21 protein-coding genes are annotated in these 23,813 nt (G+C 42.9%); 8 read left to right on the top strand and 13 right to left on the bottom strand.

Translation table 11 applies throughout. From position 1 onward, the window contains the following. Positions 1–288 precede the first annotated feature (288 nt). Positions 289–507 (top strand): DUF2788 domain-containing protein, encoded by a 219-nt coding sequence (locus CZ794_RS03820; RefSeq protein ID WP_087040311.1) that lies wholly within the window; start codon positions 289–291, stop codon positions 505–507. A gap of 100 nt (positions 508–607) precedes the next feature. Here the strand turns inward: CZ794_RS03820 and CZ794_RS03815 are convergent, their stop codons facing one another. From CZ794_RS03815 to cmoA, 3 genes are read right to left on the bottom strand one after another with little or no spacing between them, the layout of a single operon-like run. After that, positions 608–1,741, bottom strand: coding sequence for a DUF1176 domain-containing protein (locus CZ794_RS03815; RefSeq protein WP_087040310.1), 1,134 nt, complete (start codon positions 1,739–1,741; stop codon positions 608–610). 40 nt (positions 1,742–1,781) lie between these two features. Beyond that, positions 1,782–2,828, bottom strand: coding sequence for a tRNA 5-methoxyuridine(34)/uridine 5-oxyacetic acid(34) synthase CmoB (cmoB, locus tag CZ794_RS03810; protein ID WP_087040309.1), 1,047 nt, complete (start codon positions 2,826–2,828; stop codon positions 1,782–1,784). A 50-nt stretch (positions 2,829–2,878) separates the two neighbouring features. Then, positions 2,879–3,649, bottom strand: a complete 771-nt coding sequence (cmoA, locus tag CZ794_RS03805; protein WP_087040308.1) for a carboxy-S-adenosyl-L-methionine synthase CmoA — start codon at positions 3,647–3,649, stop codon at positions 2,879–2,881. A gap of 207 nt (positions 3,650–3,856) precedes the next feature. Here cmoA and msrA point away from each other — a divergent pair, with 207 nt between their 5' ends. The 3 genes from msrA to CZ794_RS03790 all read left to right on the top strand — a co-directional run bounded on the left by msrA (position 3,857) and on the right by CZ794_RS03790 (position 7,033). After that, positions 3,857–4,378 (top strand): peptide-methionine (S)-S-oxide reductase MsrA, encoded by a 522-nt coding sequence (gene msrA / locus CZ794_RS03800; protein ID WP_087040307.1) that lies wholly within the window; start codon positions 3,857–3,859, stop codon positions 4,376–4,378. Between the two features lie 299 nt (positions 4,379–4,677). Beyond that, positions 4,678–5,349 carry a thiopurine S-methyltransferase gene (gene tmpT / locus CZ794_RS03795; RefSeq protein ID WP_087040306.1) on the top strand — a complete coding sequence of 224 codons (672 nt, stop codon included), beginning with the start codon at positions 4,678–4,680 and terminating at the stop codon, positions 5,347–5,349. Between the two features lie 199 nt (positions 5,350–5,548). Continuing rightward, positions 5,549–7,033 carry a lytic murein transglycosylase gene (locus CZ794_RS03790; protein ID WP_087040305.1) on the top strand — a complete coding sequence of 495 codons (1,485 nt, stop codon included), beginning with the start codon at positions 5,549–5,551 and terminating at the stop codon, positions 7,031–7,033. A 124-nt stretch (positions 7,034–7,157) separates the two neighbouring features. On the opposite strand, the gene CZ794_RS03785 is transcribed toward CZ794_RS03790, so the two are convergent. The 4 genes from CZ794_RS03785 to CZ794_RS03770 form a co-directional block, all read right to left on the bottom strand. After that, entirely contained in the window at positions 7,158–7,457 is a 300-nt protein-coding gene (locus tag CZ794_RS03785) for a hypothetical protein (protein ID WP_087040304.1), read from the bottom strand. A gap of 240 nt (positions 7,458–7,697) precedes the next feature. Then, positions 7,698–8,573: a DUF4062 domain-containing protein gene (locus CZ794_RS03780; RefSeq protein WP_256958856.1), complete on the bottom strand. Its 876-nt coding sequence runs from the start codon at positions 8,571–8,573 to the stop codon at positions 7,698–7,700. 276 nt (positions 8,574–8,849) lie between these two features. Beyond that, entirely contained in the window at positions 8,850–9,842 is a 993-nt protein-coding gene (gene murI, locus CZ794_RS03775; RefSeq protein ID WP_087040302.1) for a glutamate racemase, read from the bottom strand. A 222-nt stretch (positions 9,843–10,064) separates the two neighbouring features. Beyond that, positions 10,065–10,781 carry a DUF1285 domain-containing protein gene (locus CZ794_RS03770; protein ID WP_087040301.1) on the bottom strand — a complete coding sequence of 239 codons (717 nt, stop codon included), beginning with the start codon at positions 10,779–10,781 and terminating at the stop codon, positions 10,065–10,067. Positions 10,782–11,348: 567 nt separating this feature from the next. Between CZ794_RS03770 and CZ794_RS03765 the strand changes: the two genes are divergently transcribed. Further along, positions 11,349–12,986, top strand: coding sequence for an electron transfer flavoprotein-ubiquinone oxidoreductase (locus CZ794_RS03765; protein WP_087040371.1), 1,638 nt, complete (start codon positions 11,349–11,351; stop codon positions 12,984–12,986). A gap of 169 nt (positions 12,987–13,155) precedes the next feature. On the opposite strand, the gene CZ794_RS03760 is transcribed toward CZ794_RS03765, so the two are convergent. Continuing rightward, positions 13,156–14,652 carry a sodium:alanine symporter family protein gene (locus tag CZ794_RS03760; protein ID WP_087040300.1) on the bottom strand — a complete coding sequence of 499 codons (1,497 nt, stop codon included), beginning with the start codon at positions 14,650–14,652 and terminating at the stop codon, positions 13,156–13,158. A gap of 870 nt (positions 14,653–15,522) precedes the next feature. Here CZ794_RS03760 and CZ794_RS03755 point away from each other — a divergent pair. The 3 genes from CZ794_RS03755 to CZ794_RS03745 all read left to right on the top strand — a co-directional run bounded on the left by CZ794_RS03755 (position 15,523) and on the right by CZ794_RS03745 (position 18,355). Then, positions 15,523–15,783 carry a DUF4212 domain-containing protein gene (locus CZ794_RS03755; protein ID WP_087040299.1) on the top strand — a complete coding sequence of 87 codons (261 nt, stop codon included), beginning with the start codon at positions 15,523–15,525 and terminating at the stop codon, positions 15,781–15,783. Between the two features lie 4 nt (positions 15,784–15,787). Continuing rightward, a complete protein-coding gene (locus CZ794_RS03750) occupies positions 15,788–17,656 on the top strand; it encodes a sodium:solute symporter family protein (protein WP_087040298.1) in 1,869 nt (622 codons plus the stop codon). Positions 17,657–17,815: 159 nt separating this feature from the next. Beyond that, positions 17,816–18,355: a hypothetical protein gene (locus CZ794_RS03745; RefSeq protein ID WP_087040297.1), complete on the top strand. Its 540-nt coding sequence runs from the start codon at positions 17,816–17,818 to the stop codon at positions 18,353–18,355. A gap of 104 nt (positions 18,356–18,459) precedes the next feature. Here CZ794_RS03745 and CZ794_RS03740 read toward each other — a convergent pair whose 3' ends face one another. The 5 genes from CZ794_RS03740 to CZ794_RS03720 all read right to left on the bottom strand — a co-directional run bounded on the left by CZ794_RS03740 (position 18,460) and on the right by CZ794_RS03720 (position 23,399). Continuing rightward, the gene (locus CZ794_RS03740; RefSeq protein WP_087040296.1) at positions 18,460–19,065 is read right to left on the bottom strand and encodes a rhomboid family intramembrane serine protease; all 606 of its coding nucleotides are present in this window, start codon (positions 19,063–19,065) and stop codon (positions 18,460–18,462) included. A gap of 39 nt (positions 19,066–19,104) precedes the next feature. After that, positions 19,105–20,157 carry a 5'-nucleotidase gene (locus CZ794_RS03735; protein ID WP_087040295.1) on the bottom strand — a complete coding sequence of 351 codons (1,053 nt, stop codon included), beginning with the start codon at positions 20,155–20,157 and terminating at the stop codon, positions 19,105–19,107. Positions 20,158–20,509: 352 nt separating this feature from the next. Further along, the gene (locus CZ794_RS03730; RefSeq protein ID WP_087040294.1) at positions 20,510–21,799 is read right to left on the bottom strand and encodes a TRAP transporter large permease; all 1,290 of its coding nucleotides are present in this window, start codon (positions 21,797–21,799) and stop codon (positions 20,510–20,512) included. Continuing rightward, positions 21,796–22,323, bottom strand: a complete 528-nt coding sequence (locus tag CZ794_RS03725) for a TRAP transporter small permease (RefSeq protein WP_087040293.1) — start codon at positions 22,321–22,323, stop codon at positions 21,796–21,798. Before CZ794_RS03725 ends, CZ794_RS03730 begins: the two co-directional genes overlap by 4 nt. A 17-nt stretch (positions 22,324–22,340) precedes the next feature. Continuing rightward, entirely contained in the window at positions 22,341–23,399 is a 1,059-nt protein-coding gene (locus tag CZ794_RS03720) for a TRAP transporter substrate-binding protein (RefSeq protein WP_087040292.1), read from the bottom strand. Positions 23,400–23,813 lie beyond the last annotated feature (414 nt).

Genomic DNA, 23,813 nt, shown 5'->3' with positions numbered 1-23,813 from the left:
AATTAGCACTAAAATCTTACTCTTATGACAAATAGCCTTAATAACTTATCAAGTGATCTCGATGGTTTGGGCTTTTTATTATGCAAAATTCAATAATGTCTTTTCTACGGCTTCTTATGACAAGTCACTATTCAATCATTGGCTGAGCCAATGGTAACGTTCCTGCTTGTCGATACTGAGCAGTCGTTTATACCCACTCGCTTCCGCGGTATAATGGTAGTTTGTATGGCTCTTCTAAACGATATCAGTTATAGGAGATGCATTACTACTTTTTTATAGGATCATGTCATGTTTGCTATTGCTGCCAGTACCGTCACCAGTTGGGGACTGTACGTCTTATTACCAATATTCATCGCTTTTTTGTTCTTTATCATGTGGGATATCTCTAAAACCTCTGAGGCTGGTCGCGCTGGTACTTTTTGGATATTTGTTGCCTTAGGCGCAGGCTCTGTCGGTTTTATCCTCAAGATCATAATGGAAGTGGCTTTCAAAAGGTGGCTGATATAACCTATCTTTTTTATTTCATCCTGTCAGCGTAGCATAGCAACGTAATTGCTTGTTCCTGTCTCATTTGACAGCGTCGTATCCGCTTACGTCAAAGCGGACTTTATTGAGTGCTATTTGCCTTGTTTGTGATCTCGCTTACATAGGTTGGCAGCGCCCATGCCCCGCCAGCAAAACCGCGGCACATTCCCGTACTCGCCTCTTCGCTTTTAGCAAATGTTTGGCCGTTCCAAGTCCATATACGGCGGTTCCAGCAATCACCGATACCTCTGTCTTTATGAGTGGCCCAAATCTCGCCATCAGAATACTCATTGCCAGACGTCGTGATCAGTTGTGGCTGACTTGGCTTTTCATGATTAATCAGCCAATACCCTGACCCTTCATTATAAGCGCCCTGCCAGCACACATGGCTTGCAAGCGTGTGCTTGGCGTCTACAGGTGTAAACGTCCAATCCAGTCTATCAGCGCCATACTCTTGCATTCGTTGGTTTGCTTCGGTCTTTGGATTGATGAGTTCACAGTCTCCCATATCATCTTCAGAGCCTATGAGCTGCTCGTCATCAATATTCACCCATTTTTCAATATTTTTTCTAAAGTAAATAGATTTTGCAGGGTCCAGCTGTTTGTGATTGTCTTCCGAATAACTATCAGCTTTTTTGATAACTGGTACGGGTTTAGCAGATTTGGGCGTTTGTCGATTTGGACTGTTCTTACTGACCAAGGCGATTGGTGTGCCTACTCTTCCTTGCACTTCATCTAATTTGAGCAGCACGGCGCTCATACCCTTATCACTGATAAACCAGCTTTTACCGCCTTCTTTGATCTCTATTTTTGTGTTTAAACGCGCATGATTGAGAAGGTAGGTGAGTTGCTGGTGGGTTAAGTCATAGGTGTAGCCATCGTCATCTGAGGTTAAGTTGCCAAAGTTTTTACCATTTAGCCACAGCTCAACGTCAGTAAAACCTTGCTCTGAGGACTCCGATAAAAACTGAACCTGCGCCATTGGCAAAGCGACTTTTGGCAATGCTGTGAGCAATATCGAGGCAGGCATATCTAATTGACTCTCCTCTGCATAACCTGCTGCGCGGCAAGTTGATGTATTATCACACACCACTTGCCAATCATCCTGTACAAAACCCCACCCCTCAAATGGCGTGCCATAGGCAGCATAAGCTGATATGGACATTAATGACAGAGTACCCATCATAGCACTGAGTAACATCGTTAGTTTTTTCACTGTCCATTCTCCTTATGGTAGGTAGGTAGGTAAGTACGTACTATTTTTTTGCAATCAAGGTTGCACGCATCGGCGCAGGATAGCCTTCAATGGTCTTAGTTGCGTCATTGGGATCTAAAAAATCCGCCAACGAATGATAGGTCATCCATTCGGTTTGACGCTGCTCTTTCACAGACGTCACAGCCACATCGACGCAGCGCACATCTGAGAATCCAACCTTTTCTAACCAACCGATTAACGCGGCAACTGACGGTAAAAAATAGACGTTATTCATCTGAGCGTAACGATCGTGTGGCACCAGTACGGTATTGGCATCACCTTCCACCACCAAGGTCTCAAGTACCAGCTCACCGCCTTTGACGAGTTGACCTCTGAGCTGCTGCAAATGCTCAAACGGCGACTGACGATGATAGAGCACGCCCATACTAAACACGGTATCAAACAACTGGCTGTGCTCAGGTAACGCTTCTAGCGGTACGGGAATATAATGGGTACGGTAACGACCCGTCTCATGAGCATCCGCGCTACCGATAAAATGCCGAATCGCCATGAACTGATGATAAAACAGGCATGACGGATCAATAATGATGACCGTGTCCGCGCCAGCCCCTGCCATGCGCCAGCCGTGATAACCAGAGCCGCCACCGACGTCCAATACACGCCGACCATCTAGCCTACCTAAATGCGGCGCGACCCGTTGCCATTTCCAATCACTGTGCCACTCAGTATCAATCTTAATACCTGATTCATCATCGCCGATTTGACCGCCAATCTGAAATGGCCCTTTACGCCACGGCATCAACTGCTTTAATAACGCTGTTGTTTGTTTGTACTGAGACTGATTCAGACTCGCATCAATCGTCAGTACATCACTATTTAAATCGACATGATTGACCGTCAAATTTGGCAATCGCGCCACAGACGCTTGATAAGCAGGCGCATGGGCGTAATTGGCCTTGTCCTTAATATCATTTAACCATGTTGGCAGTCGCGTCAGCCATTCATAAGCACTTGGCTGCTGCTGAGCTAATTCGAGCAAGGTTAAATACAGTTCGCGTTCGGCGTGAGTGATCGTGTCGTTGAGCATAAAAGCAGGTTACCGTATTGATGAAGGGACAACTGTGTTAAAAGTAAGGATTATTTAAACGCTACAATAGACACAAAGTTTAAAAACTGAAACCAAGTCAAATGACGCGCAAAGCCTACTTGATCTAAGCGTGCATGATGCTCATCTAACGTATCGGTAATCAGCACGTTCTCTAACGCATTACGTTTACCACTAATTTCCATCTCGGTATAGCCATTGGCACGTTTAAAGTCATAATAACGCTCAACCAACCACGCATCATATTGCTCATCAAAGGCATGGGTTTTTTCGGTCAATACCAATATGCCGCCTTCGCTCAGCGCCGCATAAATCTTCTCTAATACCGCAACTCTATCGGCTGCTGGCAAAAACTGTAGCGTTAAATTTAAAATCACCATATCGCACAGCTCAAGCTCAACGTCGCGAATATCTGCGGTGATGACTTCGATATCATGCTCAGGATAATTATCACTCAACAGCGTCGTGGCTTCGGTTGTCATGGCAGGTGAGATATCAATGGCTTTAATCTGCAAATCTTGCGGGTCAAACTCGCCCGCCAGCGTCATGCTCGCGGCACCCAATGAACAGCCCAAATCATAAACGCGGCTGACACGTTGACCACTACCGCTTTGCTGACGATACTTGCAGTGACGACGAGCAAATATGGGTAGCATGGCCAATACCTGACCGTAACCTGGGACACTACGGCGAATCATATCAGGAAAACAGGCCACCACTTGCTCATCAAAAGAAAAGCGTGCTGCTTTGTCCAGTGGCGTGGTAAATAGAATGTCGTGTTTAGTAGGATCAGGTTGGCTCATGGGGCGACTCGTTTTTGATAATAGAACTTACATTGGAATATAATGATGCGTTTTGCCAAACTCGTTCATTAAGCGTAGGCACAGGTAGCAAAAGCCCATTATAACATTACTGTTTGTTACTTATCGCGGCTAGATGCCCTGCTAAGCTAAATACGTATCGCTGAATGATTAACATTTGGCCCATACTTATAAAAATAAGGAAAAATTATGCAAACCATCGTATTAGGCGGCGGCTGCTTTTGGTGCACCGAGTCAGTATTTTTATCGATAAAAGGCGTACAGTCTGTCGTATCCGGCTATATGGGCGGCGATGCTGTCTCTGCCAATTACAAAGACGTCTGTAGTGGTAACACCGGACACGTCGAAGTCATCAAAGTTGAGTTTGATGAGTCCGTCGTGCCATTAGAAGTGATCCTTGATGTATTCTTTGCGACTCATGATCCCACTACGATGGATCGTCAAGGCAATGACGTTGGCAGCCAATATCGCAGTGTGGTGTTTTATACAGACGAAGATCAAAGGCCAACGGTTGACCGTACCATTAATAAACTGCGTGATATGGGTCTTAATATCGTTACAGAAATTCATCCTGCGATGGATTTCTTTAAAGCAGAAGACGAACATCAAGACTTCTTTAACAGAAACCCAGGCCAAGCGTATTGCAATTTTGCGATACCGCCAAAGCTTGCCAAACTGCGTAAAGAATTTAGTCAGTATATGACCAGCTAAATGATTGATTAAAAATCATGCTCGATACTAGCCAAACGCTTAGACAATAGGCGTTTGGTTTTTTATTGGGTTCAACATTATGTAAGGGGTTATAGGCAGATCAATATGAAAAATGGTCAACGAGACTGAGATAATTTTTTTGCTTGCTGTGCCTACGCCGACAGAGGCTACAAAAAATTTATCTCAGTCTCACATTATAATATCGTTTATCCATTTTATTTGGTATCAACTATATGGGCGTGAATTTCAAATAAGAAAATCACCCACAATTTTGATGCCTACAAATAGAGGTCTATATTATGACTCCTGAATTTTGGCAAAATCGCTGGCAAGAAAAACGTATCGGCTTCAATCAATTAGAAGCAAATCCGTTATTAATCAAATATTGGTCAAAGCTAAACTTGCCAGCTGGTAGCCGTATCTTTGTACCTCTATGTGGCAAATCAATCGATATGGTTTGGTTAGCAGCGCAAGGTTATGACGTAGTCGGTGTTGAATTGGTGGAATCCGCTGTACAAGCGTTTTTTAATGAGCAAAACATTGAGCCTACCGTATTTCAGCATGCAGAAAATCCAGCTATTATCTGCTATCAAGGAAAGCTTCTAGGTCAAAAAGTAGAGCTGTGGGTCGCTGATATTTTTGCACTGACAACTGAAGATATCGGAAATGTTGACGCCATTTATGACAAAGCCGCGTTAATCGCTCTGCCAGCTGATATGCGTTTCGACTATAGCGAGCAAATACGTACAATGAGCGACAATGCGCCACAATTTTTAATCACACTTGATTACGATCAAGATAAAAAGAATGGACCACCATTTTCAGTGCGTGGCGAGCAGGTGCAGCAATATTATAGCAGTCATTATCACATTGCTGAGCTGGCATCAGAGCCTACCTCTATCGGATCAGCGCCTGATTTGGAGGTTACCGAGCATGTTTGGTTGTTAGATAAGCTGCTAACAGATAAATAATTTATTATCGAAGACTTTAAAATTCCGATATTTATTCCATTTTTTTAAAAACTTCTCTTAATATCACGCTAACGTCAGCTTATAGTAACTGAGTGCTGCGATACCTTTTCTTTATTATTAAGATTGGTTACTCTAAGTCCATACTGCCTTTAGTCACTTTTATCTTCATTCACGATTTCGATGCTTATAGGATATTTTCATGCGTTTGACTCCCCTTTCTACTTTATCGCTGCTCAGTATGGCCGTTGGCATCAGTCTTGCCAGTACCGCTCAAGCGGCTCGTCCCGAAGCACCCAACTTATCAAACAGCGAATTCCAACAATGTTTGGATGGTCTAAAAAACTCAAGCAAATTCAGCGGTGTCGATAGTTTCACGTTCAACAACTATCGCCCTACTCAGCCTGATCCTAGTGTGATTCAATCACTAAACTACCAACCTGAGTTTCAAAAAGACGTTTGGGATTATTTATCAGCGCTGGTAGATAAAGAGCGTGTCGAAGATGGTATCCGAGCGAAGCGTCAATGGCGCGATACACTCCGCCAAATCGAATCGCGTTACGGGGTGAAAGCTGAGCATGTATTAGGTGTGTGGGGTGTCGAATCTAACTTTGGGCAGACCTTGGGCAAAAAACCTTTATTTGAGTCTTTAGCGACGCTATCTTGCTTTGATCGTCGTCAAAGCTATTTTCAAGGGGAATACGCCAACGCCCTAAAAATCGTACAGAACGGGGATATTGCACCAAGCGATATGACAGGCTCATGGGCAGGCGCCTTTGGGCAAACGCAATTTATGCCAAGCACCTTTTTAGAATTGGCCGTTGATTTTGATGGTGATGGTCGTCGTGATTTGGTCAATAGCGTCCCCGATGCACTGGCTTCTACCGCCAACTTCCTAGACAAACGTGGCTATCGTACGGGCGAGCCTTGGGGTTATGAAGTCAAGTTACCTAACGGCTTTTGGGCGGCTTCTAACCGCAAAGACAAAAAATCTATCAGCCACTGGCGCAACCAAGGCATCACGCTTGCCAATGGTAGTCCACTGCCTTCTGACTTGAGTAGCGCAGGCCTACTATTACCAGCTGGTGTGGAAGGTCCTGCATTTTTGGTTGGTAAAAACTTTGATACGTTTTACTCATACAATGCGTCAGAAAACTACGCATTGGCAATTGCCCATTTATCAGATTTAATCACGCGCGAAGACAGCAGCAAAACTGACTTTGTAACGGCATGGCCGACAGATGATCCGGGTATTAGCCGCCAGCAAGCCAAGGACATTCAGCAAGCATTAATCAATGCCGGTTACGATATTGGCGGTGTTGACGGTATCATCGGAGATGGGACGCGCACAGCGATTCAACAATACCAGTCTAGTCGTGGCATATTCCCAGCCGATGGCCGTGCTGGTCAAAAGTTCTATCGTGCGATTGTTGGCAATACTGCACCTAGTGGCGCGCCATCTACCAATCAATACGGTAATCAATATGGTCAACCATCAAACAGCCAGCCATTACGACCTGCATCTGCTGATCGCATGGGACAATTGATTCAACAGCAAACAACCCCTTCTAACACTTACTCAGCGCAGCCATCGGCTAGGCCAGCAAGCTCTGGTAACGTACGTTATCGCCGTGTCACTGATGCCAGTGGTGCTGTGAAGCTGGTCCGTGTGGATGAAGGTTTATAGTATTTATTAAACCATTCAATAGATAAAAAAAGCCACGCTTCTATTAGCGTGGCCTTTTTATTGTCTTCAATTAACGATTTAGCGATGTGCAGCTTAATATTAAATAGCAATTAGCAAAAAGAACTTAGACAATTGGTGGTGGGTTTGGTTTGCCATTGTCGCCATTCCAATTCTCACGTGCCTTTTCGTCCAAATCGGCTGGCGTTTTTGGTTCCCACTTACCGTTTTCTTTCCAAGTGGCGTCGCCCCAATCTTCGTCTTCTTCTCTATTGTCTAGCTCTTTGTAGACTTGGCTTGGGTCAATACCGCGACGCTTCATATCCGCTACTTGCTCTTCTAACGTATGAAACTTCTCAGCATCATGCATGGACTTTTCTAAGCCATCCAATTCTCTTAATAATTCATCATTTTTAGAGTTACTCATGGTGCGCGCTCCTTAACTAGTCCGTATTATTTGATGCATTTATAATTTTGTTGTAAGTAATAAGACAAAAATCTTATAGATCTTATTATCCTCAGTCTCAAGCCATTTCACAACCGTTAGCGCGTATGCTTTGTATTACAAAACGTAGTCTTGGCTATACTTACATTAATAGTACGCTAAGCCTCTTTTTTATAAAGACGTCTTGATACTGTCAAAGGCGAATACAGTGCACTAGTAATCTCACTCTTCGGTATTTAACAAACTTTTTGCATAAAACGTCAATTTCCAAAGCTCTTGTGACACTCGATTGCCATAAGTGGTGAGTTGTATCCAATTTGCACTGACCAATTGTCGCTGTAATTTATTAAAATCATCTTGAGAAATTTGGCAACGTGAGACCGCGTGGACATTTGGCATATCTTGTTTGATATCTTGTTCCGCTTTAGTTGCTATCAAACGATTGATAAAATTTTGTAAGCCATAGCTGGAAAAAGTCGTCGGTATTCTCACTAACACCGCCAATACTTCCTGCCAAGTTAATGTCATGCTTCTGGTAACATCTGTTAAATTACCGCCCTCATACGCTTGGGCACTGTAGTAAATATCAAAAGATTCTTGCAACGCAATTGGTTTGCTAACCCTATCAGTCATGGCGTCATTATCGAGATACTCTTCTTTTTTAGTCGCTTTACTATTAGAAAGGAGATCAGAGAACCTTTCAGACACCGACTGTTTGCTAAACTCAATCAGTTCTTCATCGCCTCTTGCCCAGCCCCCCACCACTTTGTGATGACTCAGCGTATTATAATAAGCCTGCACGATTAGGTGATCGATGTCTTCTTCTGTGTCGTAATAATACAGCTGATTGTCCTGCCTCACGACTAACTTGATGAATTCTTGCAATTGACGACTGATATTCGCATCCTGACGATGATTTTTGATCAGTATGATTAACGGTTTGGTTTTGGCTTTGGCATTCAAATAGCTCAAATGCATTTGGCTAACACCCGTTTTTTGTACGGTACCGTAGCTGTCTCCAATGAGCATCAATGCATAATCACAAGAATCGATGCATTGCCGCCCATACAATGATGCTTTGGCCAGCTTACTGGACACATCATACGTCAAAAATGCGCGGGTCTGAAAAAATATGGCTAGTCGGTCCAAGGCCAGTAATTGATCATTGTCAGCGCATATAACATGGATATGGTAGCGGCGGTTTGGCACAATTACCTCTAGGCTTAGGTCGTGACACAATAGAATATGATATAAGACAAAGCACAAATATCTTGTTTTTCACAGCCTAGCATATTCTGGCAAAGGTGAGCTCAACTTATTTCGATTAAATCCATACCAAAACTTAGGCACCTATTCAAACAAAAATAATAGCAACTATTTAGTATAGTATTGCAATATTGTCTCTTCACCAAGCAGGCGCTGTATCAAAACATTGAGTTTATCATCATATCTTGTGGCATAAAAAGTTAATGGATGCTTAATATCGACATTTGTTTTTTTATTGATATCTAAATCACTGTCTTCTGGTTCATTATGAGCACATGCAGATAGATGGTTCATAACCAGCAGCTGCTTAACCCGCTCAGCAATGGCCTGTCCAGAATCTACAACTTGCATAGCCAGATGCTGCCTTGCAATCTCATCCAACAAAAACGGTTTAAAAAAGGGATAATGGGTACAGCCTAATACCAATTGATCAACGCCATCATTGGCAAAGACTCGTAATTGCTGACGCAAGCGCTCAGCTGTCACATCCTGCTCTGGCATTCCCGCCTCTACCCACGGCACCAGCTGCGGATCAAAATACTTTACAACTTCTGCATGGTTGGGTTTTGCAATCTTATCAATGACATCATTGAGCAGCGACCCGTTCAAGGTGGCTTTAGTCGCCAATACGGCTACAAGACCACTTTTACTTGCCAATACCGCAGGTTTTAAGGCTGGCACTAAGCCGACAATCAATAGTTGCGGATAACAGCGTCGGGCTTTTTCTAATGCATAGGCTGAGGCACTATTGCACGCCATGACGATAAGCTTACAGCCTTGCTGATATAACCATTCTACTGCGGTCAGGGTCAAAGCTTCTATATCTTCGCTATCGCGATTGCCATAAGGCACATTTAATGTATCAGCATAGTATACGTAACGCTCAGCAGGCAATTGCTGCGCTAAATGCAGATAAACTGATAAGCCTCCAATACCAGAATCAAACACGCCAATAGGAGCTTTACAGGCGTTGTAGTTTGATTCTGGCGGAGTTAATACGCTCTTTATGCCCAATTCATTAACTTTTACGGACGTACTATCTGTGAAAGTATCTGTCCGTACTTTCACAACATTGATAGAAGGATTGTCGGTGATACCCATTATAAGTTTATTGTCATTTTTATACACACGTCATCTTCATGCTGTTTGTCCAATTCATGCTAGTTTTCCAATTTCATAATATGCTTCCCAATAGTAATCATCCAAATAGAAGCGCGGATAAAGACATTGTCTGATGCATAAAATTATAATAGCTAATAGGGGGATTGCAATGAGTAAATTGCTGTGACAAGGTTACTTTTACCAAACTCATATCAATGATATTTAATCAGCTGGCATCGAAATCTGATAAGACTTGGCGCCACTCTGTAAGGTGAGTATTGTTTCGCCATTCGATTCTGTTAATTTGCCAATCTCAGTCAAATGATAAAAAGTATGACGAGCAATAAGCGCCCTTAAACCATTTCTCACAGTCATATAGGGTCTTACAGATACACCGCTTACTTGCTCTTGCTTGTTTTCAGAACTCACATCTGCGCTATGATTCAGGGTAGGATGATACGCTTGTAATGTGATAGGATGCTCATCATCTAAGCGTACCACATCCCCTGTCGTCGTCGTAAACTCCAGCCAACTTTCGCCGTCTTCTTTGACAATACCCACATCAGTGATGAATAACGGTGCATCTTCCACTTGAATACGAAGTTTTTGTACAGGCGTCTTTAAGAAATACTCAGTACTACCCTTATTGTCTTCTTTCCATAAAATGGAGGCAAATAAGCTAACCAATGACTCTCTGGTCACTTTCTCACCTTCATGCCACCACTCTCCATTAGATTTTATCACTAAATCCATGTCGGCCACACTTTTGGGATGCCAGTTTTCTAATGGTGGTATGTCGCGTCCCTCACGTACTCCAGCTGTATCCTTTATATATTGACTGAGCGCATCAATATTATTTAAGTGGGAAGTCTTATTACTCATGGCGTCAGTGATGTTTTCGTTATTTCCCATAGCGTTATTTGCATTGTCGTTCATCATGTATTCCTTTACTGAGTAGTCAAAGTTTGGCAAATCTATTACTACTATAAATTTTAGTTTCGGGTATGATTGGCTTTTATCATTTTAATACCTTTATTACTTCGCGTTTACCTTAACACCGTTACTCATAAATGCGTGTCGTGTTTGTGGGATTTTTCTTTTATAATGAGTAACGGTTTTTTATTGCCCTGATAAAGTAAAATTTCATATTGATGGCACATTTTACGTTATGTATTGATATCCTTAGATAAACTGCTTTGATAGAAATAAGTCGATCAATATTATCAAAACAGTTTTTATTGGGCAGCCATATGTCTGAGTAAAGTTAGCGCCGCAAGTCGATTATTCAAGTGTTAAGCTAATGATGCCCTGAGATAAGCCACTAAAAGTTTAGGAGTAGGTATGCAAGAGCAAGACAATCAAAAGCCAGTCATTGATGGTGACACTGTGAATACTGACACAACAGTAGCGACAGAGACGGCAAATTTGAACAAAGCAGAGCAGACAGAAGCAGCACCGGTTGCCGTAGAGCCTGTTGTAGCTGAGCCTGAAGTCGAACGTGAGTCGATGGAATTTGACGTTATCATCGTTGGCGGTGGACCTGCTGGTCTTTCTACTGCTATCCGCCTGCGTCAGCTTGCTATTGAAGCGGGCAACGATGAGTTTATGGTTTGTGTGGTTGAAAAAGGTTCTGAATTTGGTGCCCATACTCTATCGGGCGCAGTCATTGAACCACGTGCGTTGAATGAGCTGATACCAGATTGGAAAGAAAAAGGCGCACCGCTAAACGTACCTGCAACCGAAGATCGCTTTTACTACCTAAACTCAGCCACACGCTCCACCAAAGTCCCAGATGCTTTAATTCCAGCGCCGATGCATAATAATGGCAACTATATTGTCTCGCTTGGCAATGTGGTTCGCTGGTTGGCAGTACAAGCAGAAGAGCTTGAAGTCATGATGTTCCCAGGTTTTGCTGCGGACGACATTTTATACAACGATGACGGCTCAGTTCGCGGTATTCTAACAGGTGATTTGGGTGTTGCTGCCAATGGTGAAGCCAAGCCAAGTTTTGAGCCAGGTTACGAACTGCTTGCCAAATATACGGTCTTCGCTGAAGGCAGTCGTGGTCATCTAGGCAAGCGCTTGATTAGTCGTTTCAGTCTTGATAAAGACTCAGACCCTCAGCATTATGGTATCGGCTTAAAAGAGCTGTGGGAAGTTACGCCAGAAAAACATGAGCAAGGCGTGGTCATGCATGGTCTTGGCTGGCCGTTGACCGAGACTGGTTCTACCGGCGGCTGGTGGTTATACTTCGACGAAAACAACCAAGTCAGTTTTGGACTTGTCGCTGACTTGTCTTACCACAACCCCTACATGTCTCCGTTTGATGAGCTACAGCGTTTAAAAACCCACCCTGTCATCAAAAATGTATTAGAAGGTGGTAAACGTATTTCCTATGGCGCGCGTGCTTTGACCAAAGGTGGACTGAACTCTTTACCAAAATTCACCTTCCCAGGTGGTGTATTAGTGGGTGACGATGCTGGATTCCTAAACCCTGCCAAAATTAAAGGCACCCATACTTCTATGAAGTCAGGTATGCTCGCAGCCGAAGCAATTTTTGAAGCCACACAAGCTGGGCGTCAACACGATGAAGTCGTCGCTTATAGCACCATGTATAAAGAATCATGGCTCTATCAAGACAACTACGAATCGCGTAACTTTTCGCCTGCGATGCACCGTATGGGTCAATTTATGGGCGGCGCATTTATTTTCCTCGAGCACAACATCTTAAAAGGTAAAATGCCATTTACCATACATGACAATCTGCCAGATTATGACCAGCTAGAGCGTGCCAATCATGCCTACAAGCCGACCTATCTGAAGCCTGATGGCAAATTGGTGTTTGATAAATTGTCATCCGTTTTTATCTCTAATACCAACCATGCTGAAGATCAGCCGACGCATTTGAAATTGACCGACCCTACGGTTCCTATTTCGATCAATTTGCCTTTGTATGCTGAACCTGCGCGTTTATATTGCCCAGCAGGGGTGTATGAAGTGGTAAAAGATGCCGAAGGTGCCAAGTTTGTTATCAATGCCCAAAACTGTGTGCATTGCAAAACCTGTGATATCAAAGACCCATCGCAGAATATCACTTGGGTCACGCCAGAAGGCGGCGGCGGCCCCAATTATCCCAACATGTAAACCATCGTTGTAGGGACTTCATTTTTAATCAATAACACGCACAAAAAAACCGCCTTTCTAAAGGCGGTTTTTTCGTTTATCTCACTTACCTATCGTCCATTCAATCTAAAAATCATGCCTATTGTAGGTCATCAGTCTATGTTGAAATGGCTATGTCAAATCGTCTTAATCAATCTGTCCAAGCATCGCGATTGGCTTCATCTTTTAGCTTCACAAAATTATTTGGATCAAATTTGATTTGATCGCCTGTTTTGCCTTCTTTGACTTGACGTTCATAATCACGTAAGACTCTTAGTGCCACGGGAGACAACATCAAGATAGCAAATAGGTTGACCAATGCCATAAGACCCATTGATAAATCAGCAAAGTTCCAAATTGCTGGTAAGCTAGCGATAGCTCCCACAAACACCATGGCGAGTACCATAAAGCGGAATATCATGATCATGACTTTGGCGTTTTTGGCACCAGAGATAAACTCAAGATTCGACTCGCCATAACTGTAATTGGCAATAATAGACGTAAATGAGAAGAAGAAAATGGCTATAGCAACAAATGTCACGCCCAAATCACCAACATATTGCGATAAGGCTAACTGAGTTAACTGAATGCCTTCCTGTTCAACGTTTGGATCGACCACGCCAGACAATATGATGATTGAGGCCGTTGCCGTACAGATCACAAGCGTATCTAGAAAAACACCCAGCATTTGCATAAACCCTTGCACCGCTGGATGATCAGGATGGCTTTTTGCCGTTGCTGCCGCATTCGGTGCCGAACCCATACCCGCTTCGTTCGAAAACAAACCGCGTTTGATACCATTGATCATAGCCTGAGCGATACCGTAACCAATCACACCGCCTGCCGCTTGCTCAAAGCCGAATGCCGACTTGACAATCAAGGCAACCGCCGCTGGAAACTGGCTAAAGTTAGTAACAATAATGAATAGCGCTAGTAAGATATACAAAATCGCCATCACAGGGACAATCTTACCTGCGATACGAGCGACTGAACGCAGACCACCAAATACCACTGGCGCAACCAATACCACCAATACCAATCCGGTCATCCATGTTGGAACGCCGAAAGCCTCATTAGTCGCTTGAGCAATCGTATTTGACTGCACACCATTAAATGCCAGACCAAAAGCGACGAGCAAACATATCGAGAAAAATATCGCTAGCCAGCGCATTCCTAGGCCTTTCTCAATGTAATAAGCTGGTCCACCGCGATACACGTTGTCTGTATGAGGTACTTTATAGGCCTGTGCTAGCGTTGACTCAATAAAACTGGTTGACATACCGACAAGGGCAGTCATCCACATCCAAAACACCGCCCCTGGGCCACCAAGATAGATCGCAATCGCGACCCCTGCTAAGTTACCAGTACCGACGCGCGCGGCTAATGATGTCATCAAAGCTTCAAATGAGCTGATACCGCCATCTTTGCGGCCTTGGTTCGAAACACGTAATAATTTCCACATATGGCCAAAATGGCGAAACTGAATAAAGCGTGTAGCGACAGTGAAGTAAAGACCAGCGCCAATCAGTACGAACATTAACAGTCCGTACCAAGGGTTGTTAGCCACCAACCATTCATTGTTTCCCCAAATAATACTAACACCATAATTTACGATGTTGTTGAACCAACCAGCTATCCCTTCGGTCATACGGACTCCTCTTTTATACTTTATACAGCTTATGTATTTGTCTTGCAGACAGTACTTTTAAAAAATTTAAACCACAAGTGTGGTCACTTAAAAAATTTGGTCTGAAAATATCATAAGCATTTTATAGATATTCAGCCGTCTGCGGCATCACATTTGATTATCGGTTTATAATCGTTATTTATAAAATAAATGTTATTTGCACTTGATATCCTATAGAATCTATTGAGTAACAATTTAACATTATAAATTAGACAAATTTAGTAATAATCTAGTAACATTAATATTTGGCATAAATGAATTGTATTATTTTTTATGATTTTAAATCATATCTATAAATAATTATTCATAGTTGCTTTTACCAGATGTTGATAAAATTATTTATAAACATTTATCTAGATTAGATGTTAGCATAAATGATTATAACATTTAGAACCTCAAACGCTTGTCAGGAAGACGAGTTGTGAAAAAGACAGCGGATTGTCCTGCCCCTTCTTTCTTCCTCGACACACTTTGTGCATCTCACATATTATTTTTGATCAAAGTGACCAAAGCAGTATTTCATAACTTAGCTATTATTTTAAAGTAAATGATTTGTGGCATTACGTACTATAAATCTCATTGTTTATAATGCTCATTTTATAAAACCGCATGTTTCTGTTTTTTATGACAGGTTAAGTGATAAGGAATAGTCACCGCCTCTCTTATGTTGCTCTATGCATTGTTTGTTTTAGAAAAATCAACACAGACTGTCTGTTACGTCCCACTATATAGATTGACTGCCGTTGCCCCTTCTTACAGATGCAAGACCAGCACAAGTGATTAGGATGAGACCAACAATAATATTTTAGGTAAGACAAAAGGAGTTGCTCTATGGAAAACCACAACGATTCATCCGGTTATTGGCGTGCCAATGTCCGTCTCATTTTAGGCTGTCTAGTCATTTGGGCACTATGCTCTTATGGTTTTGGAATCTTATTACGTCCTCTCTTAGCTGGTATTAAAGTCGGCGGTACTGATCTGGGCTTTTGGTTTGCTCAGCAAGGCGCGATTATAGTATTTATGGTCTTAATCTTCTTTTACGCTTGGCGTATGAATAAGTTAGATAAACAATATGGCGTAGACGAGGAATAATGCTATGAGTCAATTTGTAATCAATATTATTTTTGTCGGTCTATCCTTCGCTCTATACTTCGGTATTGCAATCTGGGCGCGAGCTGGTTCAACCAGTGAATTCTATGTTGCAGGTGGTGGTGTCCATCCCGTCATCAACGGTATGGCAACCGCCGCTGACTGGATGAGTGCGGCATCCTTTATTTCAATGGCAGGTATTCTTGCCGCTGGGGGTTATGGCGCATCAACGTATCTAATGGGCTGGACGGGTGGTTATGTACTTCTAGCGATGCTGCTAGCACCATACTTACGTAAGTTCGGTAAATTTACGGTTCCTGATTTTATTGGGGACCGTTTTTACTCTAAGACAGCCGCTATGATCGCGGTCGTGTGTTTGATTATTGCGTCGACTACCTACGTTATTGGTCAGATGACAGGGGCTGGCGTCGCGTTCTCACGTTTCTTAGAAGTCGACAATACGACTGGCCTTCTTATTGCTGCTGTGGTTGTTTTCTTCTATGCCGTACTAGGCGGTATGAAAGGTATTACCTACACGCAGGTTGCACAGTATGTCGTTCTAATCATTGCTTATACTATCCCTGCGGTATTTATCTCACTTGAGTTGACAGGTAATCCCATTCCAGGTCTCGGTTTGTTCTCAAACCATGTCGAATCAGGTATACCTTTATTGACTAAGCTTGATCAGGTAGTGACTGACTTAGGGTTCACTGCTTATACCGCTGATGTACCAAATAAGCTAAACATGGTGCTATTTACCTTGTCGCTAATGATTGGTACAGCAGGTCTACCACACGTTATTATCCGCTTTTTCACTGTACCTAAAGTATCTGATGCGCGTTGGTCAGCAGGTTGGGCGCTCGTATTCATTGCGTTACTTTACTTCACTGCTCCTGCTGTAGGTGCGATGGCGCGTCTAAATCTAATCGATACTATCTATCCACAAGGCGTGGAAGCTGAGTCTATCAACTATGATCAACGTCCAGATTGGATGAGAACATGGGAAGAGACTGGCCTCATTAAATACAATGATCTCAATAATGATGGTCGTATTCAAATGTATAACGATAGTGGACTTGGTGCCGCTCAATTGGCATTAAATACTGCTGAAGCTGATGGTGGCGATGTTGCAGCAGCAACTGCTGCTCTCGATCAAGCTCGTACTGCACACGATCTAGAAGTCGATGGTCGATTCGCAAAAGCAGGTTGGGCAGGTAACGAGCTTGACGTAAACAATGACATTCTAGTACTCGCTAACCCAGAAATTGCAAATCTTCCACCATGGGTTATTGGTCTTATTGCAGCAGGTGGCTTGGCCGCAGCACTATCAACTGCCGCAGGTCTACTATTGGCTATCTCATCAGCGATCAGTCATGATTTGATCAAAAGAAACCTCAACCCAAATATTAGTGATAAAGGCGAGTTAAAAGTAGCGCGTATCACTATGGGTATTGCGATTGTAGTAGCAACATGGTTAGGTATCAATCCACCAGGCTTTGCCGCACAAGTCGTGGCATTAGCCTTTGGTATTGCGGGAGCGTCACTATTCCCAGTACTAATGATGGGTATTTTCTCTAAACGTATTAACAGCCTTGGCGCTATCGCTGGTATGTTAACAGGTTTGATTAGTATCCTAGTTTATATCTTTTTGTTCAAAGGTTGGTTCTTCATCAGTGGTACTGCAAGTTTCCCTGATACAGAAGAGTATTGGCTGTTTGGTATCTCGCCATTATCATTTGGTGCGGTTGGTGCTATGCTTAACTTCATCGTAGCATTTATTGTCTCATATGCGACACCAGCGCCACCATTGTACATTCAAGAACTGGTTGAAAGTGTTCGCTCTCCACGCGGCGCTGGCGGTGCAATCGACCACTAAGCGCACGAATGAGGATATATTTTGCGTTAATATATATCACTCACAGGCAGTTGCTGCTTGTGAGTGATTTTTTTATCCTCTATTTTTTACAAAAATTCTTAAGTTCTGCTCTACTACAGACGCTTAATTAAAAGCGCTTATCGCATTAAGGAAGATTTTATGCTTTACGAGTTTATCGCTACGATAGCTGCTGGATTTGGTCTGGCTGGGATAGCACTGATCATAACTCACCTCAGCAAACTGGCAGGCAAAAGAACACCAAAATGGCTTATCCCATTATTTGCTGCCATTGGTATATTTGGCTTCCAGATTCAACAGGAGTATAGCTGGTTTGATCAACAGGTGACGCAACTTCCTGAAGGTGTCACTGTCGTTAAAAAAATTGAAGAGAGTACATGGTTCCGCCCATGGACTTACGTTAAGCCGCAAATATTACGCTTTATCGCAGCCGATATTGGCAATGCCACTGTGCAAGTTGATAACCCAGATGTACATTTGGTCAATTTGTATCTGTTTGAGAGACGTAGAGGTGTGCAAAAAGTCTCGCAAGTAATAGATTGCAGCGCCCCCGCTCGGGCAGATTATGTATTGCCTGCAAAAGACAGTACGCTGACTATCGACGAGCATGTCAAGCAGACCACAGCATGGCGAGCATTGGCTAAAGATGATCCTTTACTTATCAGTGTTTGCATGAGTTAACACCAGCGCTGCTCTACCGCTTAGAATCAACGTCATTGTGACCAACCTATTTATAAAATGATTCAGTGACCTTTATATGATGTAGGTTGAATAATGCTAAGCATTCAATAGCGCTGAGAGGTTGCTGAATACGTATGTTTTGAGTTAGCGCCTAACAATAGCCCAGCACACAAGCCACCAAAATGCGCCGCAAATGAGATACCTTGTTGCGGCATCAGTCCTTGTTTGATCGTCAACCAGTACCCTGTGCCCATGATTATACATGCCAGTAAGTAACCCCAGCGCCGCGCAAATATTGCGCCGCCAATCATATAGCCAAGCATCGCAAAACACAGTCCTGACGCCCCAATGTGAATGGACAGTGGCGAGCCAATAACCCATGTGACCAATCCTGATGCAACAATCAGTTTGAGTATCGTGCGGTAGGCATTTTTTTCAAACAATCCAAATAAAAACAAGATTTGTAATAACGTTAGCGTATTGCCCAGTAAATGTGAAAAGCTTCCATGCATCGTCCATGATGCAAACACCCCGATCATACTCCCTATATCAAAAGCGCGCGGCACAATCCCAAAGATGTTCCACATACCAAACAGCAATACATCATTTAAAAAAAACATGCCCCACATTGGTATGAGTACAAATGCATATAAGCCAATGACCTGCTTGATACGGACTATGATCAAGTTGAGCAATTGCTGCCACTTCATAGACGACTTTATCCTTTTGATTGAATTTTCAGATATGTTTTAGTGACGTACGGTAAAAGCTGGTCGCTCTACAGGCTCAAAAGCCATCAAGGTCGCATCTTTATCAGGCGTCAAATAACTGTCACTATGCAACAATGAGGTTGAGTGGTACGGCACCAATGCCGTAGGGATGAAATCACGTGCTGCATCGATGTGTTTGATCGAATCATCAAAAAAGATGTGCGGAGCAAAGGTTCTCAATACGGCTGTTTTTTCTAAACCGCCCAAGAAAAACGCCATATCCACATTGACGCCCCATTCTCTTAGCGTTTTAATCGCTCGTAAGTCAGCAGGCGCATTACGAGCAGTGACCAGTGCAATCTTTATGGGAGAGTGCTGAAGGCCAGCTGGCAGTCGCTCTTGTAAGTTTGATAATTTGATCAGCAATTCAGCGTAAGGCCCCTTTTCAATCGGCAAATCACGCATTTGTGTTTCGCGATCATGAAACGCTCGCAGACCTTTTTGTTTATATAGCAGCTCACCTGAGTCATCAAACAGTACCGCGTCACCATCAAAGGCGATACGCAGCTGATTGGTGTCCAATTCATAGGTATTGACAGGTGTCGCATCCAATATCGCACAAGCACAAATATTGGCATCGGCGACTTGCTGCGCATCATCACGATTGGTGGTTAAAAACAAATCGACATTAAAATCTTTGATGTAGGGCGCAATTGGACTTCCTGAAATAAAGGCGGATCGGGAAATATTTAGCCCATGCGCCAAAATGGCATTGAGTACTTGGATGCCTGTGTCTGGACTGCTTTTTGAGACGATAACGACTTCGACCAAAGGCGCTTCGATTTCTAAATCTTGCCCATTTTTGTCTTCACAATATTCGTTCAAATTTAATAAAGCTTTGATCAGTGGATAGCCTGCGCCAATAGCTAAAGGCTCATTCTCACGTTCCGTCATATAATCGCGAAACTCTTTGATAGCGCTTGCTGGTTTTTGCTCTAACAATCGTACTAAATAGCTCTCAGACTCTGTTAAATCAAAAAGTGCGGTTGCAGAAATCGCGACTATTAGCGTGTTACTAAAATCGACTGCCATGACTGTCTCTACTCATCATATAAAAGGGTAAATACCAAAACACTAACCAGTTTACTACATCCATCAAATTTTAGAATGATAAGAAAAGTTATCGTGCTGCTCCACACTGTACTAAGCAACTACCTTAGCAATCAAACACTGGCTCAAACCATTTTTACTAATCATGTGGGTTTTAGGTACTGTAATGTTGTAGCGCACCTTCTGGCTGCTCATACTATATCGATTCCGTTTATCAGCTTTTTGCTTTGCCATAAAAAAGCCACATCGTTATGACAACGATATGGCTCAAAAAATAGAACGATTGATTAAATTTGAGATTTTTAGCTTAAAGGGTCATTATTACAAATAAAAATTACGTCAATAACACCAACGAAATGGCTGGGAAAGCGACCAAAATACCCAGTCGAATCACATCTGAGACAATAAAAGGCGCAACGCCTCGGAACATATCACTCAGTTTAATATGCGGTGCCATCGCTTTGATGACAAAGATATTCATCCCCATCGGAGGTGTGATCAAACCCAGCTCTACCGTTAATACGGCAATAATGCCAAACCACACCGGATCAAACCCTAATGCTACAATGATGGGATAAACCACTGGAATCGTGATAACCAACATCGCGAGCGCATCCATAAATAACCCTAGCAAAAAGTACATGACCAAAATGCAAATCAGCACAATCATAGGGCTAACTGATAAAGTCCCAATCCAAGTCGCCATTGTGTAAGACAGACGTGATACCGAAATAAAATAACCCAATGCCTCGGCGCCAAGTAGCATAAAAAAGACCACTGCTGATAGCGCAAGCGTCTCAATGAGTGACTGCTTTAAGCCCTTTAGGCGCATGCCTTTGGCAAAAGCATAAGCCCACGATACAAAAGCGCCCACTGCTGCGCCTTCTGTTGGGGTAAATAACCCAAAGAAAATACCAGCGATAATAATGATAAAAATAAAGCTAAACGGTATCAAACCAGTCAATGACAACAGCTTTGCTTTTATTGACGTTGGTTCACCGCGACGGGCAAGATGCGGTTTCCAGCGTACCATGATCATCACAGTGATCGAGTACATCACCATACCCAATATACCCGGCAAAAAACCTGCGATAAACATATCACCGACAGATTGCTGAGTTAAGATAGCATAGACCAGTAATGCAATACTGGGCGGAATCATAATACCCAGCGTTCCACCAGCGGCTAAGATACCGCAGGCAAAACCTGGCTGATAGCCGTACTTTTCCATTTGGGGCAGAGCGACTTTGGTCATGGTAGATGCAGTCGCAAGTGAAGACCCTGAGATAGAAGCAAAAATACCAGATGAGCCAATACCTGCAATGCCAAGACTGCCCCTCACGCCACCAAATATGGTGCGCGTTGCTTCAAACAACTTACCCGCCATACCTGAATGAGTCGCGAATACGCCCATCAAAATAAACAAAGGAATGGCGCTAAAATCATACTTTGCCAAGACATCGACTGGAATGTCTTTTAGCATTTGCAGTGCCCCACTTGGCGCAGTCACAGCACCAAAACCGACCAATCCCACACCCAACATAGCCAATGCAACTGGCACTCGCAGCACCACCAATAAAATCATGACCAGCAGACCAATGGCACCGATAATTTCTGGACTCATGCGCCTGTCTCCTCAGCATCAAAAAACTCGCCAGTTTTAAAGATATTGATGGATTCAATCAATGAGCGAACGGCAAGCAAAAGGCTCAAAAAGGCACTAAACATATAGATAGGCATCATCGAGACTCTAAGATCTTGAGTGACCTTGCCATACTCTACAGCATCGATTGCACTTTCATAGAGACCCCACGAGAAGACAACTCCAATGACAAAGAAGCCCAACATAAAGATGCCCATCATGTAACCTTTAATAGCTTGAGGCATCTTTTGGGTGAATACATCGACGATGATTTGTGAGCGCTCTACAAAAGCGGCAAAAGCAGCAAGTAACGCAAATAACATAAAGTAAGAGACAATCTCTACACTCCCTTTTACGGTAAACCCAAACTCGCCGCCCGTGAGCTTAAATATATAACGAGCCGTCACATCCAACATGGTCGCTAATACGATAATGATAAGACTGACACCGCCAAAAAACTGGCATAACCTAGAAATGAAGGTACTGATTTTAATTAAAAAGATCATGTAACACCTCCAATAGGCTAAACCTTACAGGCTGCGCTAGCAGCTTTGGCTTTTTCGTAGACACTATCGGCATCCAGACCTAACGCTTTGACATCACTCAAATATTTCTTAGTCCCCTTTTCAAGCGGACCTTTCCAATTTGGGTCATTGAGAGGATCAGGAATCTCGATAATTTCGTCGCCTTTATCCTTGGCCGCTTGTATCGCCATCTGATCATGCTTATCAAATACTTCACCCACCTTATTGGCAAGCGCCATACCTGAGTTTTTATCCAAGACTTGTTTCAAATCATCAGGTAGGCTGTCGTATTTGTCCTTATTCATCGTCACCATGAGGGCTGAGCTATAAAACGGAATATTGGTATGGTACTTAGTGATTTCGTCAATTTTAAAAGCAGTCACGGCCTCCCATGGAAAACTAAGACCATCAACCACACCCCGTTGTAGAGAGGTATACATGTCATTGGCAGGCAATCCGACAGGTGAGGCACCTGCACTTTCAATAATATCACCCGCGACTGCTGAAGGACGACGAATACGCATTCCTTTCATATCTGCAGGTGTACGAATAAGCTTATCAGTGGTATGCAGAGAACCTGGTCCAGCACCATACATAAATAACATGTGCGTGTCTTTGTATTCACTGGCAAGCGTTCCGTCCTCATAAAGTGTCTGTAGCATACAGCCCATCTGAGTGGCTGAATTTGATAAACCTGGAAGCTCAGCAATCTGAGTGAGAGGAAAACGACCACTGGTATAGCCATGTGCTTGTGAACCGATATCAATAGTGCCTTTAGCAGCAGACTCATAGGTCACATCGGCTTTCGCAAGACCCGCTGATGGGTATAACTCTACCTTTAAGCGTCCATTAGAATCTTCTTCTATTTGTTTTGCCCATGGTTCAAAAACTTCTGTACTAATAGAAGACGTGGCTGGCCAAAAATGAGAGAAGCGTAAAACGGTTGTGTCTTGAGAGGATGCTGATGATCCAGCAGTGGCATCAGCGGATTGGTTAGAACAACCAAAAAGGCTAATAGCGGCTAAAGCACCAATTGAAAAAAGAGGAGCTAACTTCATTATCAATTCCTTTTGATAATTATAAGGGTAGGAGTACTGCGGAAATTTAATACTTTGATCCAATAAAAACCACTTTATTCAATCAGTTAATACCTCCGTGTTATTAACTTAGATAAAAATACTGTTTAAAATTATCAGTTAAAATGATATAAGTCAAATCATTTTAATAAATACGAATGCCAAAATATGCATAAAAAAAGACAGTAGATATAAAACCCAATATCTAATATTTTGAATACCATAACGATATTTGAAAGCTGAGAATACAAATAGAAAGAAAGTATAGAAGAATTAATATTATGAGAAAGATCTTACAAAACAGCCACACAAAGAAAAGCCCCCTGATACGTTAGTATCAAGGGGCTAGTCAGAATAGAGAGCTGACGATGACCTACTCTCACATGGGCGAACCAC

This window comes from Psychrobacter sp. JB385 (assembly GCF_900163785.1).
Lineage (GTDB): Bacteria > Pseudomonadota > Gammaproteobacteria > Pseudomonadales > Moraxellaceae > Psychrobacter.
The sequence above is the reverse complement of the archived record's forward strand: the minus strand, read 5'-3'. Positions and strand labels throughout refer to the sequence as shown.

Bases quoted from the DNA above. Each gene is read 5' to 3' on its own strand.
- CZ794_RS03820 (WP_087040311.1), top strand. From the start codon at position 289: ATGTTTGCTATTGCTGCCAGTACCGTCACCAGTTGGGGACTGTACGTC.
- cmoB (WP_087040309.1), bottom strand. From the start codon at position 2,828: ATGCTCAACGACACGATCACTCACGCCGAACGCGAACTGTATTTAACC.
- cmoA (WP_087040308.1), bottom strand. From the start codon at position 3,649: ATGAGCCAACCTGATCCTACTAAACACGACATTCTATTTACCACGCCA.
- msrA (WP_087040307.1), top strand. From the start codon at position 3,857: ATGCAAACCATCGTATTAGGCGGCGGCTGCTTTTGGTGCACCGAGTCA.
- tmpT (WP_087040306.1), top strand. From the start codon at position 4,678: ATGACTCCTGAATTTTGGCAAAATCGCTGGCAAGAAAAACGTATCGGC.
- CZ794_RS03790 (WP_087040305.1), top strand. From the start codon at position 5,549: ATGCGTTTGACTCCCCTTTCTACTTTATCGCTGCTCAGTATGGCCGTT.
- CZ794_RS03785 (WP_087040304.1), bottom strand. From the start codon at position 7,457: ATGAGTAACTCTAAAAATGATGAATTATTAAGAGAATTGGATGGCTTA.
- murI (WP_087040302.1), bottom strand. From the start codon at position 9,842: ATGGGTATCACCGACAATCCTTCTATCAATGTTGTGAAAGTACGGACA.
- CZ794_RS03770 (WP_087040301.1), bottom strand. From the start codon at position 10,781: ATGATGAACGACAATGCAAATAACGCTATGGGAAATAACGAAAACATC.
- CZ794_RS03765 (WP_087040371.1), top strand. From the start codon at position 11,349: ATGGAATTTGACGTTATCATCGTTGGCGGTGGACCTGCTGGTCTTTCT.
- CZ794_RS03760 (WP_087040300.1), bottom strand. From the start codon at position 14,652: ATGACCGAAGGGATAGCTGGTTGGTTCAACAACATCGTAAATTATGGT.
- CZ794_RS03755 (WP_087040299.1), top strand. From the start codon at position 15,523: ATGGAAAACCACAACGATTCATCCGGTTATTGGCGTGCCAATGTCCGT.
- CZ794_RS03750 (WP_087040298.1), top strand. From the start codon at position 15,788: ATGAGTCAATTTGTAATCAATATTATTTTTGTCGGTCTATCCTTCGCT.
- CZ794_RS03745 (WP_087040297.1), top strand. From the start codon at position 17,816: ATGCTTTACGAGTTTATCGCTACGATAGCTGCTGGATTTGGTCTGGCT.
- CZ794_RS03740 (WP_087040296.1), bottom strand. From the start codon at position 19,065: ATGAAGTGGCAGCAATTGCTCAACTTGATCATAGTCCGTATCAAGCAG.
- CZ794_RS03735 (WP_087040295.1), bottom strand. From the start codon at position 20,157: ATGGCAGTCGATTTTAGTAACACGCTAATAGTCGCGATTTCTGCAACC.
- CZ794_RS03730 (WP_087040294.1), bottom strand. From the start codon at position 21,799: ATGAGTCCAGAAATTATCGGTGCCATTGGTCTGCTGGTCATGATTTTA.
- CZ794_RS03725 (WP_087040293.1), bottom strand. From the start codon at position 22,323: ATGATCTTTTTAATTAAAATCAGTACCTTCATTTCTAGGTTATGCCAG.
- CZ794_RS03720 (WP_087040292.1), bottom strand. From the start codon at position 23,399: ATGAAGTTAGCTCCTCTTTTTTCAATTGGTGCTTTAGCCGCTATTAGC.